We start from the raw sequence: 13,788 nt of genomic DNA on the forward strand, positions 1-13,788 counted from the left end.
ATCAGCTCATAATCCCGGTTTCCCAGACCGATCTTCTCGGCATGTGCCAGGCAGGATTTCCACTCGGATTCAGGCGTGGAGTTGGTGAAATGATCGTGATGATCGTGGAAGTTTGGATCTGCTAAATGCTTTGCCAGCTGGCTTCCAGGCATCGGCTGTGCAGCCATGCAGGCATCAACGCAGGCCTGGTCCAGTGCCAGTGGGTCGAAGGAAGCAAACATGCCGATGTTTGGCAGGATCGGGACGTCGTTCTCGCCGTGGCAGTCACAGTTCGGGGAAACATCTACGATCAGGGAAATATGGAAGTTCGGTCTGCCGTCCACAACTGCTTTGGTGTACTCTGCCATGCGGCAGTTTAACAGCTCGTTCGCATTGTTGTTGCCGAAGATGATCGCGTCGAAGTTGCAGGCGCCCAGACAGCGGCCGCAGCCCACACAGTTATCCTGGTTTACATGCATCTTCTTCGTGGCTTCATCGAATACCAGACCGCCGTTGGCGCATTCCTTCTGGCAGCGGCGGCAGCCACGGCACAGACTCTCATCAATGTGAGGTTTTCCGCTGCAGTGCTGCTCGGTCTTTCCGGCGCGGGAGCCGCAGCCCATACCGATATTTTTGATGGTCCCGCCAAAGCCGGTCATCTCATGTCCTTTGAAATGTGTCAGGCTGATGAAAATATCGGCATCCATCACTGCACGGCCAATCTTGGCGGCTTTCACATACTCACCGCCCTGAACTGGCACCTCGATATCGTCCGTGCCCTTTAAGCCGTCACCGATGATGACCGGGCAGCCGGCGGAAAGCGGGGTAAAGCCGTTCTCCCAGGCACATTCCAGATGCTCAAGCGCATTTTTTCTGCTGCCTGGATACATGGTGTTACAGTCGGTCAGGAAAGGTTTTCCACCCAGCTCCTTCACAACATCGACCACTGCCTTCGCGTAATTCGGACGAAGGTAGCTGATGTTTCCAAGTTCTCCGAAATGCATCTTGATGGCAACAAACTTGCCATCCATGTCAAGGTCGGCAATGCCGGCTTTTTTGATCAGTTTCTTTAATTTTGCCGGAAGGCTGTCACCGAAGGCAATGGTGTGGAAATCGGTAAAATATACTTTGGATTTTTCCATGGTTATGTAGAACCTCCTAATAGAATAAAGTGAGTTGGGTAAAGTGAAGCCTGTAAAAAAGCTTCTGTAAATTTCTGAAACATATTTTATTATAAGTGCAAAAAATTATCAATATCAGAATAGCAGTCACTGATGTACAATTGTGGCAGCAGTAATAAATCCTTAAGAGAAACGTCCACAATAATCAATGGTAATTAAGAAAATTCTTTGCTATACTGTGCTTGTCAAAAGGAAACAGAACTATTCAGTAACCGGAAACGATGCGGCGGGAGAAAACAAGCATCTTCCCTAAAACGCCGGACTAAGATTACAGACAAGGAGATAGATCTTATGAAAAAGAAAAACAACGCAATTACAGCCATTGGTATGGCAGCTCTTATGACAGCAGCAGGTGTTCTGACTGCCATGGCAGCCCAGTCCCCGACCATTGTAGCCGGAAGTGGTATGAGCCAGAATGAAGCAGCAGGACCGGGAACAGTTGGTGAAAATGCAGCAGCTGAGGAGCAGGCACCAATCTGGGGCACCATCATCAGCGCGGATGGCAGCAGCATCGATCTGGACTGCCCGGCAGGCAATGTGTTTGAGGGCGAAGTCATCGTAAATGTTTCCGATGACACGCTGGTGTTAGATGGTGAAAACGGTTATCCGGTGGAATTGAAGGATCTTCAGGCCGGAGAGACGGTATATGTCTACATCGGACCGGCTATGACCATGAGCCTTCCGCCGCAGACAACCGGCGAGGTTGTCATTGGTAAGATCCCGGCAGATGCAAAGGCACCGGAGTACATTACGGTAAAAACCATGACTGCAAATGCAGACGGAAGCTGGAGCCTGGTTTCCACGGCTGGAATCGAATATGCAGTTTCTGCTGACTGCCGCATCCTGCCGTATCTGACCAGACAGATTGTTTCTCTGGAAGATGTAGAGCAGGGCAGCAACCTGCTGGTGTGGAGTGATAGTGAGAACCAGGCGCAGAAGCTGGTGCTGTTTGCGAGATAATCAGGATCATGGGAACACACAGTGCGAAACAATCCGGTATCACAGAAGCCAGAAGAATGTAATAGAATGTAACAACGAAGAAAGCAGTCCTGCCCGCACAAAACGATGTGGCAGGGCTTGCTTTTATTGCATTGCTTATCGAGAAGGCGCCGGTGATTACGGGGAGGGAAAGAATGTGAAGAAAAAGAAATACGAAGCGTTAAAATACACTGCCGCTGCACTTGTGATCGCAGCAGCAGGTCTCACAGGCGGCTGTGCAAAGAAGGCAAGCAGCACAGAACAGATTTCCGGTGTGGAGAATGGCACGCAGCAGGAAATTACCCTGGCTGGCTCAGAAACAGATGCTTCTGATACTGGAGCAGACGCATCTGGAACGGAAAACTCGGATTCGCAGAGTGCCAGTTCTGGTGTGCTGCCGCTGGAGGTTACTACTGAATACAACAATGACTGGGAGGATAACAAGGCACTGCTTTCTGTGAAGACCTCTCAGGTGCATCTTCTGGAAAAAGGGCATGAAGCGTTAGAGAAGGCCCTGGATACATTAAACCAGAAAAATTTAAATGACCAGAACACATTCTTTAAGGAAAACCAGGAGGATGCCAGACAGATGTATCAGGAGGCTCCGGAAATGTTCGAGGATAGTCACTGGGAATCTGAGCTTACTGTGATGGCGCTCCGGGCCGATGAAACGGTGGTGAGCCTACAGCAGAGGGAGTACAGCTGGCTTGGCGGTGCGCATCCAAATACCTACAGCAGAGGCATCTGCTACGATACAAAGACCGGAAAGGAATTGTCACTGCAGGACATTGCAGCGGATTACGACGGAATTTACGACTATGTCTGCCAGAAGCTGGTGGAGGAGAATGATCCGGACATCTTTTTTGAGGGCTATGAGGACACCGTGAAGGCCATGTTTTACGGAGGGGACCCGGATTACGGCAGTGTGCAGTGGTTTTTGATGAATGACCGGGTAGTGGTCCTGTTTAACCAGTACGATATCGCACCTTATGCGGCAGGTCCGATCCGCGTGGAGATTCCGTTTGCAGAACGTGCGGACCTGTTTGAGAAGCAGTATGAGACATCGAAAACATCTTATGTCATGCAGATTCAGGAGTACGAGACGCTGGAAGCTGATGTAAACGGAGATGGAAAGAAAGAGGAGATCTCCTACACCGTGGACCGTGATGAATACGGGATTGGCGGTGCTATTACCGTAACCTGCGACAGCACCTCTCTCAACACAGAAAAGCTGATCGAGCAGGATTACGGCGCTTCTGGCGGTTATTCCTCCGAGGGTTACCTGATCCACACTGAGGATGGAAAAACATATCTGTATCTGCAGCATCAGAGTGACAACGATGCCCATTACATCAACGTGTTTGATTTGAGCAAAGGGACACCAGCTTTTGTGGGTTCCTTAGACAGCAGCTGGTCAGGTTCTCCGATCACCGATCCGGAATGCTTCCCATTGTGGGACCGCATGGATGTGCTCGGAACTTACAGCGCGTATCGGATCTACCATGTCGGAGAGGGTGGACTTCCAAAGACCGATGAGACTGTGTACCGTCTTGGAAATATGTATAAGGAATATCCGGTTATGCTGGTATCGACACGGGAACTGGATGTGACGGTTGGACCGGGAACTTTGGCGGACTCCTGGAAGCAGGAAACACTGCCGTCCGGAACGTCTTACACGATCACCGCTACCGATGGCGAGAGCTTTGTGGAAGCACAGCTTACGGACGGACGCATCTGCCGGATCCCGGTTACGAAAGCAGCAGACGACTGGGAGTGGAAGATCAACGGAGTCAGCGAAAATGACTGTTTTGAGATGGTACCGTATGTAGGATGATGGAAAGACCAAACAAGGAAGGATTTGCGCAGATGAAAATAAGAGGTGATTTTCACACACACACAACGTACTGCGACGGAAAGAGTACACCCCGTGAGATGGTGGAGGCGGCTTACCGCATGGGGCTTACCGATTTTGGAATATCCGGCCATGCAGATTATTCGATGTATGAGCCGGGCTTTGGCATGTCTGATGCGATTCTGGCATCTTATAAGCAGGAGCTGCAGAAACTCAAAGAGGAATATGCCGGGAAACTGAATCTGTATATCGGCATTGAACTGGATGTGCTGGGACCGCGCCAGCAGGCGGATTATGCCATTGGTTCCACCCACAGTGTATTAAAAAACGGGCAGCTTGTATGTGTGGACGATACGGAGGAAAAGCTGGTACAGGGCGTGGAAACACTCTGGAATGGTGACTGGTACGCGTTTGCGAAGGATTATTATGAGCTGGAGGGAACCGTATACGATCGTCTGAAGTGTGACTGGGTGGGACATTTTGACCTGCTTACGAAGTTTAATGAAGGATATAAGCATTTTGATGAGACGAAGGATGCGTATCTGGAACCGGCACTTGCAGCGATGAAAAAGCTTCACGGGCAGGGACTCCCGTTTGAGATCAATACCGGTGCCATGTCACGCGGTTACCGGACAGCTCCGTATCCGAACCGGATCTTATTGAAAGAGCTCCATGCCATGGGCGGCCGGATCATGATCAATTCCGATAGCCACAGTGCCAGTACCATTGCCTATGCCTTCGACATGGCCGGACAGATTGCCTATGAGTGCGGATTCCGGAAGGTGACGGTGTTAAGTCCGGAGGGATTACGGGAAATTCCATTCAATTAAAAAGTAGCTGCCGCACGTTAGTGCGGCAGCTACTTTTTTGACTTATGAAAAATATACAATCTTATGCATTCTTTCCCTCAGTCTCAAAATATTCTTTTGTCAGCTTAAACACGGTGCCAGATAACAGGAAGACACCGATCAGGTTCGGGATTGCCATAAGACCGTTGAAGGTATCTGCGATGTTCCATAACAGTCCCAGATCGACCGTTGCGCCGAGGATGGCAACCAGGGAGTAGGCAACCATGAATGGCTTGATGATCTTTTCATCGAAGATAAACTCAATGCAGCGTGCCCCATACAGTCCCCATCCGATGATGGTGGAGAAAGCAAAACAGCACATGGAAACTGCGGTGAAGATCGATACCCAGCTTCCGTAAGTGGAAGTAAAGCCGGAAATCGTCAGTTCAGCACCTGCAGCTTCTCCGTAAGCGACCGGAACACCGCTGCAGAGGATAACCAAAGCGGTCAGGGTACAGATGACAATCGTATCGGTAAATACTTCAAAGATGCCGAAGAAGCCCTGCTTGACCGGCTTCTTGGTGTCAGCGCAGGCATGGGCAATGGATCCGGTACCAAGACCAGCCTCATTGGAGAAGATGCCGCGGGATACGCCGCGCTTCATGCTGGTAAAGAAGCTTCCGATCACACCGCCGGTCACGGCCTGCGGATGGAACGCGCCTTCAAAGATCATGGTAAATACCAGCGGGATGCGGTTTGCATGAAGCAGAACCACACCAAGTGCCAGAATAATGTAAAGAAGCGCCATGAACGGAACCAGCTTTTCTGCTACATTGCCGATACGTTTGACACCGCCTAAAAGAACCAGGGCAACCAAAGCGGTCAGAATGATACCGATGACCAGGCAGACAAGCGGTTTGCTCTGGTCCGTGATCAGATTGTAGTTTTCCAGTGCAGAGTTGATTGCGGTGGTGATGGTGTTGACCTGAGTCGCATTTCCGGTTCCAAATACGGTCAGTACGCCGAATGTGGAGAACAGGACTGCCAGCCAGCGCCATTTTGGACCAAGTCCATTTTTGATGTAGTACATCGGACCGCCGACCAGCTCTCCGTTTTTGTTTGTTTCACGGAAATGAACGGCCAGGGTTACCTCAGAAAACTTGGTACACATGCCGAGTGCTGCAGAAATCCACATCCAGAAGACTGCTCCCGGGCCGCCGATGGCGATAGCGCCTGCCACACCGGCGATGTTTCCGGTGCCGACAGTAGCAGCCAGTGCCGTGCAGACTGCCTGGAACGGAGTCATGGCACCGTCGGATGCATCGCGCTTGCGGAAGATACGTCCGATGGTTACGCGGATCGCGTAGGGAAATTTACGGATCTGCAGAAAGCGCAGGCCAAAGCTTAAATACAGGCCGACACCGATGATACAGATCATGGCCGGAACTCCCCAGATGAAATTGTTGATCACATTGTTGACCGATTCGATTGTGTTTAACATAGGGATACCTTTCTTTCGTGGTAAAATAGATGGTGCCGCTTCAAAACATGGATATGTTCTCGTGGAAAATTTTGGAGAAGAAAAGATGAAAATTTCCGAAAAACACAAAAAGAAGAGCAGCACAAACCGCCGAAAAGACACAGACAGGAATATGCCCTTGATACACGGACAAACGGAGCTGTGCGGCGGCCGAATAAAAAAATGATAACATAACACAGGAAAAAAGTATAGTAAAAACATGGGATAACATCGGAAAACCTGGAAAAAACATCGAAAAATAAGTACAAAACAGAGTCGCGGAAGCCTTATTGGCATGCCGGACAGAAAAAAGAAAGCACCGGTTCTAGGAGAAGAACAGGTGCCCGGTCAGGATCTTCAGACCGATCAGGATCAGAATGATACCGCCGGTCAGTTCTGCTTTGGATTTATAGCGTGTGCCGAATATAGTACCGGCCATGACTCCGGTCACAGAGATCACAAAGGTGGTGCAGCCGATAAAGGTGATCGCCGGAAGAATGCTTACATCCAGAAAGGCGAAGGTTACGCCGACAGCCAGCGCGTCGATGCTGGTTGCAACGGCCAGGACCAGCATGGTTTTGGCATCCACCGAGGCATCGAAGGATTCCGTCTCCTGGTCCAGTGACTCCTTTATCATGTTAAAGCCGATGATACCAAGCAAAATAAATGCGACCCAGTGGTCGTAGGCTTTGATCGCGTCCTGGAAGCGGATGCCGAGCAGATAGCCGGTCCACGGCATGAGAGCCTGGAACCAGCCGAAATACAGGCCGATGATGAGAGCATGCTTTGGGTGCAGCTTTTGCATGGAAAGTCCCTTGCAGACAGAAACGGCGAAGGCATCCATGGAGAGGCCTATAGCCAGAAGAAATAATTCGGTTAGTGACATGTGTAAATCCTTCACTTTTTCTTAATTTTATGTGGGGCATCGCGAATTCTTGCACCCGGTGGTGATCGGCGGTGTGAGTGCAGTGCTGTTTCTTTTGTTATTCGGTGCTTCACGGTTTATGCTGCCGTTTCTTCTATTAAATAAGCGGGAACTCCCAAAAAGGATCGAATATCTGGGAAATGTGTTTCCTATGGCAATTATGGCGACTCTTGTGGTATACTGTCTGAAGAGCGTGCCGGAAGCTGCCCTGCAGGACAATCTGATCTTGTTTGCGGGCGTGGTGGCCACTGCGGTTATCCATATCTGGAAGAAAAGTTCCATTTTGAGCATTACGGTTGGGACGGCCGTGTATATGGTGCTGGTGCATTTCGTCTAGGAACGAGAAACTGTGGCGTGGAATGCAGCATGAATCGGCTGCCATGACTGGCTGCAGCAAATGAAAGGGAAACATATCAGAAACAGAAACATACAAGAAACAGAAAGGTAGATACGATGTTAAATCAGTTTTCAAGAACAGAATTATTATTTGGAAAAGAAGCGATGGAGCGCCTGGCCCAGTCCAGAGTTGCCGTGTTCGGAGTTGGCGGAGTCGGTGGCTATGCTGTAGAAGCCCTGGTGCGGAGCGGCGTTGGTGCCATTGACCTGATCGACGATGACAAGGTGTGCCTGACGAACTTAAACCGCCAGATCATCGCAACCAGAAAAACAGTAGGAAAGTATAAGGTCGATGTGATGGAAGAGCGCATTCACGACATCAACCCGGATTGTAAGGTAACCACACATAAGTGTTTTTACCTGCCAGAGACAAAAGATGATTTTGACTTTTCCCAGTATTCCTATGTGATCGACGCAGTCGATACCGTAACGGCAAAGCTGCAGCTGGTTATGGAAGCGCAGGAGAAAAAGGTGCCGATCATCAGCAGCATGGGTGCCGGAAATAAGTTAAACCCAGCCATGTTTGAGGTGTCAGACATTTATAAAACCTCCGTCTGCCCGTTAGCAAAGGTCATGCGCCGGGAACTGAAAAAACGTGGCGTGAAGAAGCTGAAGGTGGTTTACTCCAAAGAGCAGCCGACCAGACCGATCGAGGATATGTCCATCAGCTGTCGCAACCACTGCATCTGCCCGCCGGGAGCAGCACACAAATGCACCGAGCGCAGGGATATTCCGGGCTCCAATGCATTTGTGCCGTCCGTTGTGGGACTGATCATCGCCTCCGAAGTCATTAAAGATCTGGCAAAATAAACGATATGGTTAGATTTCCTTTCCAAGGAACATCGTGAAGTTTCCGGTTGCCACCAGCTTTCCGTCTTCATTTGTGATATCCACGCGGCAGACGGCGGTCTGTCTTCCCTTGTGAACGATATTAGATTCCACATAGAGCGTTCCGGAACTGACACCGCACACAAAGTTAATGCCGGCGCACTGGGTCACACTTGTGACCTCGTAGGCATAGGTGGCCATGCCTGCTGCGATATCGCAGAGAGAGAAGAGAAAGCCGCCGTGTGCATTTCCATACAGGTTTAAGGCTTCCTCCGGCAATTCAATTGAAAGCCGGGCATGGCCCGGTTCTACTTCTAACATTTTTAAGTTTTCCTGTCCGCCGATGCGCTGAATGTGTCGGCGGAGTCCTTCTATAATCTCAGGTCTTGTGATCATAAGTAAAATTCCTTCCTTTCCATGCTAGAATATAGCACCAGAATCGCGGTTTTACAAGTGTGAAAAATATGTTATAATTTTACCAAAGAATGCAAAAATCCTTCAAACAGCTTGAGGGTTTTTAAGGGGGAAGGGGAATGTATCAGAAATATAGTATTGGGACCATGGCAAAGCTGCTGGGGATTTCGTCGGAAGCGATCCGTTATTATGAAAGCCGGAATATCATAAGTCCGGTGCGAGATCCAGAGACGGGATACCGGTATTACAATACCTGGGACTTTCATATGCTTTTGCGGGCCAGACATTACCAGAACTATGGATTTTCGCTGGAGGAAGTGGCAGAGCTGTTCCGGAGCCATGATCTGGGTGAGATCCGGGAACGCATGGTGGACCAGGAAGCGGTGATCCAGCAGGAAATTGTCCGGCAGATGAACCTGTTAAAGCGCATCCGGCAGAGCCAGAAGATGCTGCAGGATGCCAAAGACAGTGTGGGAAGGTTCCGGATCGAGGAACGGCCCGGAATCTACCGGATGAATACGCAGAAAAACTATACGTTGTTTAAAAAGAAGGAACAGCTGGAACTGATCTCAGAATGGACTGAGAAGGAGCCATTTGTCTTTTCCTGTGCGGTGTTTTACCAGAATAAGATCAAGGCCGGAGAGTCGGAATTCGATTTTGGAATGGGGCTTCATGAGGAATATGCCCCGCTTTTGCATGTCGCCGAGTCAGAGCTGGTACAGTATTATCCGCCGTGTCCATGCGTCCATACCTGTGTACCGTCCCGGTCGGGAAAGTACTTGTCGTTGGAAAGTCTGCAGGGCGGTTTTCAGTATCTAAAAGAAAATGGCTTAAGCCTTGCCGGGGATGTAGTGACCCAGGTGGTGTGCATGACAAAGCCGGAGGAAGAATATTATAACTGGCATATTGTCTGGTTCCCAATCAAGGCGGAATAAAAGCGTGAACAATAACGATGAAAATCCCAATGGGTGAGTTGGTGTCGGCGATGCAGATATCCTTGGTGGAAGAAAAAGAAGCATCGCTGATTATAAAAAGTTGATATTGTGAAAAAATAATAGAGTTTTGCTAAAAATACAGCAAAAATGATTGTGCAGAGTGCCAAAAAGCACTCTGTTTTTTTGTGCTAACTGTCCCATTGACCTTAAAACGGTTTGAACAGGTATAGTGTGGGTAAGGCAACAAGTTAAAAAAATAACGGAATATGTAAAAGGAGAAGGAAAAATGAGTACAGAGAAGAAAACAGTATTGATCACAGGTGGTGCCATGGGACAGGGACGTGCCCATGCAGTAAAGTACGCGGAGAACGGTTTTAATGTTGTTCTTGCCGATATGCTGGATCCGGAGGATGAGAGATTTCAGGAAACCATCCGGGAATTAAAGGAGCTTGGTGCGGATGTTCTTGCAATGAAGGCAAACATCTGCAGCACACCGGATATGGAAGCGCTGTTTGCAGCTGCCTGGGAAAAATTCGGACGTCTTGATGTGGTGATCGCAAATGCAGGCGTGATCAATTTCGGTAATACCTGGGAGCTGACCGATGAGCAGGTAGAGAAGGTCATCAACATCGACCTGATCGGTACCTGGAGAACCGACAAATACGCAACCCAGTATATGTTAAAGCAGGGCTTTGGAAGAATCATCAACATTGCTTCTACCAGCGGCCTGTACGGAACTCCGAAATTAGCAACCTACTGCATGGCAAAATGGGGCGTTCTGGGACTGACCAAGACTCTTGCGAAGGAAGTAGGAAGCAAGGGCATCATTGTCAATGCACTTTGCCCGACCAAGGTAAAGACCCCGATGTGCGAGACCCAGAGCTATGTAGAGTTCATCAATGAACTGACCGGCAAGAACTTTAAGGACTACAAAGAGATGTATGCAGGCGTACCGTTCCTGGATGTAGAGGATATTTCTGACATGGTTTACTGGCTCGGTACCAGCCGCGCAGCAGGCAAGTTCAACGGAAGAGACGTTGCGCTGGATCTTGGCACCCTGCAGTGCTAGGAAAAGCTGGGGATATACAAATGGGTAACTTTGGTTTTAAAAATGTATCAAAGAGAAACAAGATTGATCTGATGGAGTATCTGTGTTATGGACTGGGTGACTTTTCCTTCTGTTTCATTTACGGTGCGATCGGTTCCTATATCGTGTTCTTTTACACCGATGTGGCCTGCATCAGTGCCGCGACGGTAGGAACGGTGCTGCTGGTCAGCAAGATATTTGATGGTATTTCTGATATGATGATGGGATACATCATAGAAAATGTCCATTCACCTTTGGGAAAGGCCAGGCCCTGGCTATTGTGGATGGTGATTCCGTACTGTATTGGCTGTGTCCTCTTGTTCACTGTGCCAAACTTCAGTGAGACCGGAAAAGTCATCTACGCATTTCTGTCATATAATCTGATGGCCACCTGCATTTTCACATCCATGAATGTGCCGTACGGTGTGTTAAGCAGTGTTATGACGAACAAGCAGAATGAGCGGGCGCTTCTGTCGATTAGCCGTGCCAGCCTCGGGGCTCTGGGCGTCTTTGTGATCAGCTCTTATGCACCGGACCTCGTTGAAAAATTCGGCGGCGGCCCGGCAGGCTGGCAGAGAACCTTCCTGCTTGTGGGCGTTGCTTCCATTGTCCTGTTCCTGATCACGTTTTTGGGATGCAAAGAGCGGGTCGGGTCCGGTGTCATGGAGCAGAAGACCGGAAAGAAAAGTTCGCTTTCCCTGCTTCAGGGCGTCAAGATCCTGTTTGCGAATAAGTACTGGTTTATCATGCTGCTGATCAACATTTTCTATACAGCCATGACAAGTCTGTACGGCATGAATATGTATTTCGCAAAATATGTGATGCAGGATGCGGGCTACAATAAGACCATGATGATGTGTTCCACCTTTGCTTCCATCCTGGTGCCGCTGCTTCTGATCCCGATTGTGCAGAAGATTGGAAAGCGCAATGTGGCTCTTTACGGAGGGGCTGGAATGGGCATTGCAGGACAGCTGGTGCTGATCCTGTTTGCAGAACGGTCCATGGGTCTGATGTACCTGGGCCTGATTCTTCGCGGAATGGGTGTTGCCTGCATCTCTGCCACAAAGTTTGGCATGATCGCAGACAGCATTGAGTACGGTGAATACAAAACCGGCACCCGTGCGGAGGGCTTTGTATATTCCGCAGCATCTCTGGGCGTGCGTGTTGGATCTGCTCTTGCCTCTGCCGTGATCGGCTGGGTGCTGGGGGCGTACGGATATGACGGAAAGCTTGCCGTTCAGAGCGCAATGGCAATGAAAGGAATCCGCATCATGTTCTACTATGCACCACTGGCTGTTTTCGTGGCGATCCTGTTCTTACTGCTGTTTTATAAGCTGGACCGGGAGTACGACACGATCATGAGTGTTCTGGAGGAACGCCACAGACTTCAGGAAGAGGAAGTATGCTAGAACAGTGACAGAAAAGTTTTAGAGGAGTTTTCAAGAAGTTTCAGGGAAGGCTTCCATGGAGTTGTAAGAAGCTTCCAAGAGTTTTAAAGAAGGAGAGTTTTAGAGTATGAAGATTACAAAAGCAACACGCTGGAGAGTATTCGCAGGCGTATGGCTGCAGAGTCTGTTTACCTCTGCAACCGCATATTTCAGCTTATTCTGTATTCCGTTAACCACAAAGTTCGGCTGGAGTGATTCCGCGTTTGCGCTGGCGTACACGATTTACATGTTTACTTATTGTGCAGTTGGATTTATCGGCGGTTCCCTCGCAGAGAAGATCAGTCCTAGGACCACGATCTACATTGGTCTCTGCCTGTTTGCCGGCGGCTGGTTCTTAACCGGTTTTGCATCCAGCATTCCGCAGCTTTACATTTTCTACGGACTGATGGCTGGTGCCGGCGGCGGTATGATCTACCCGGCATGTCTCCCGACTGCATTAAAATGGTTCCCGGACCGTTCCGGTTCTATTTCCGGTCTGGTTCAGGCAGGCGCTTCCTGCGGACCTTTCATCATGAGCCCGATCGCCCAGATGCTCATCACCAAATTAGGTGCACAGATGACCTGCCGCGTGCTTGGTATCGTATTTCTGATCGGTGTTGGTGCGGTTGCATGGATGATCGTTCCGTGTCCGGAAGGCTGGGCACCGGAAGGCTGGAAACCGTCTGCTGAGCAGGCAAAGGTATTAAAGACCAGGGATTACAGCATGGGCGAGATGGTGAAGACCCCGGTATTCTGGGTACTGCTCCTGATGTTCATCTTCGCAAACGCAGCAGGAACCATGATGGTTTCCTTCACCAGCCCGATCGCACAGCGTCAGATCGGACAGTCTGCCATGACCGCAGCATTATGCGTATCCATTATGACCCTGTCCAACATGTGCGGACGTATCGGCTTCGGCTTCATCTATGATATTTTAAAAGGCTGGAAGAGCCTGATCCTCTTGATGGTGATCAATGGTGCATCCATGTTAATGCTGACTCAGGCATCTACCTTACCGTTCTTCCTGGTATGCGTTGTGCTGGTTGGCTTCTCCTTCGGCGGACTGCTTGTTGTATTTGCCCCGATGGTCCGCATGATCTTCGGATCCAAATTCTACAACCGTAACTACGGCTTGATCTTTATCGGATACGGCATCGGTGCTTTTGTAGGACCTAAGATCAGTGCCTACTTCTACGACACAACTGGCCAGTATACCTTAGGCTTCATCGGATCTGCAATCCTGGCAGCAGCAGCAATCGTCCTGATCGTGGTTGCGCAGAAGATGGCTGGAAAGATGGAAAATGCACAGTAAATAACAAATAAATTGAAAAATGAGGGACCGTGGAAGCTGCCGGAGGCAACTTCCACGGTCTTATTACGTTAACAATATTGTTATATGAAAAAATCTCTCAGGAGCGCTTGTACAATCTCCGAAACAAGTGCAATATGCCGCAAATTGGTTTGACAATTTTGGGGAAA

General features: G+C 49.5%; 13 protein-coding genes. 9 read left to right on the plus strand and 4 right to left on the minus strand.

Annotated features, from left to right (window positions below):
* Positions 1-1,121: DUF362 domain-containing protein (locus tag DW922_RS11775; protein ID WP_118726693.1), on the minus strand; the 1,121-nt coding region annotated here is incomplete at its 3' end.
* A 330-nt stretch (positions 1,122-1,451) separates the two neighbouring features.
* On the opposite strand from DW922_RS11775, the gene DW922_RS11780 reads away from it, so the two are divergent.
* From DW922_RS11780 to DW922_RS11790, 3 genes are all read left to right on the plus strand, one after another.
* Positions 1,452-2,120, plus strand: coding sequence for a hypothetical protein (locus tag DW922_RS11780; protein WP_118726664.1), 669 nt, complete (start codon positions 1,452-1,454; stop codon positions 2,118-2,120).
* A 175-nt stretch (positions 2,121-2,295) separates the two neighbouring features.
* Positions 2,296-3,972: a DUF3298 and DUF4163 domain-containing protein gene (locus DW922_RS11785; RefSeq protein ID WP_195715062.1), complete on the plus strand. Its 1,677-nt coding sequence runs from the start codon at positions 2,296-2,298 to the stop codon at positions 3,970-3,972.
* A gap of 32 nt (positions 3,973-4,004) precedes the next feature.
* A complete protein-coding gene (locus DW922_RS11790) occupies positions 4,005-4,820 on the plus strand; it encodes a histidinol-phosphatase (protein WP_243032207.1) in 816 nt (271 codons plus the stop codon).
* 61 nt (positions 4,821-4,881) lie between these two features.
* On the opposite strand, the gene DW922_RS11795 is transcribed toward DW922_RS11790, so the two are convergent.
* Positions 4,882-6,279 carry a sodium:alanine symporter family protein gene (locus tag DW922_RS11795; protein WP_118726666.1) on the minus strand — a complete coding sequence of 466 codons (1,398 nt, stop codon included), beginning with the start codon at positions 6,277-6,279 and terminating at the stop codon, positions 4,882-4,884.
* 343 nt (positions 6,280-6,622) lie between these two features.
* Positions 6,623-7,183, minus strand: a complete 561-nt coding sequence (locus DW922_RS11800) for a manganese efflux pump MntP family protein (protein WP_118726667.1) — start codon at positions 7,181-7,183, stop codon at positions 6,623-6,625.
* A 118-nt stretch (positions 7,184-7,301) separates the two neighbouring features.
* On the opposite strand from DW922_RS11800, the gene DW922_RS11805 reads away from it, so the two are divergent.
* Positions 7,302-7,559 carry an AzlD domain-containing protein gene (locus DW922_RS11805; protein WP_118726694.1) on the plus strand — a complete coding sequence of 86 codons (258 nt, stop codon included), beginning with the start codon at positions 7,302-7,304 and terminating at the stop codon, positions 7,557-7,559.
* A 116-nt stretch (positions 7,560-7,675) separates the two neighbouring features.
* The gene (locus tag DW922_RS11810) at positions 7,676-8,428 is read left to right on the plus strand and encodes a tRNA threonylcarbamoyladenosine dehydratase (protein WP_118726668.1); all 753 of its coding nucleotides are present in this window, start codon (positions 7,676-7,678) and stop codon (positions 8,426-8,428) included.
* 9 nt (positions 8,429-8,437) lie between these two features.
* Here the strand turns inward: DW922_RS11810 and DW922_RS11815 are convergent, their stop codons facing one another.
* Positions 8,438-8,842: a PaaI family thioesterase gene (locus DW922_RS11815; protein ID WP_118726669.1), complete on the minus strand. Its 405-nt coding sequence runs from the start codon at positions 8,840-8,842 to the stop codon at positions 8,438-8,440.
* Positions 8,843-8,979: 137 nt separating this feature from the next.
* On the opposite strand from DW922_RS11815, the gene DW922_RS11820 reads away from it, so the two are divergent.
* The 4 genes from DW922_RS11820 (at position 8,980) to DW922_RS11835 (ending at position 13,621) form a co-directional block, all read left to right on the plus strand.
* Positions 8,980-9,795, plus strand: a complete 816-nt coding sequence (locus tag DW922_RS11820; protein ID WP_118726670.1) for a MerR family transcriptional regulator — start codon at positions 8,980-8,982, stop codon at positions 9,793-9,795.
* A 286-nt stretch (positions 9,796-10,081) separates the two neighbouring features.
* Positions 10,082-10,864: an SDR family NAD(P)-dependent oxidoreductase gene (locus DW922_RS11825; protein WP_118720375.1), complete on the plus strand. Its 783-nt coding sequence runs from the start codon at positions 10,082-10,084 to the stop codon at positions 10,862-10,864.
* Between the two features lie 20 nt (positions 10,865-10,884).
* Positions 10,885-12,291: an MFS transporter gene (locus DW922_RS11830; RefSeq protein WP_118726671.1), complete on the plus strand. Its 1,407-nt coding sequence runs from the start codon at positions 10,885-10,887 to the stop codon at positions 12,289-12,291.
* Between the two features lie 106 nt (positions 12,292-12,397).
* On the plus strand, positions 12,398-13,621 hold the full coding sequence (locus DW922_RS11835; protein ID WP_118720371.1) for an OFA family MFS transporter: 1,224 nt from the start codon (positions 12,398-12,400) through the stop codon (positions 13,619-13,621).
* Positions 13,622-13,788: the final 167 nt, after the last annotated feature.

It is taken from the genome of Clostridium sp. AM42-4, assembly GCF_003480105.1.
Classification (GTDB): Bacteria; Bacillota; Clostridia; order Lachnospirales; family Lachnospiraceae; genus Brotaphodocola.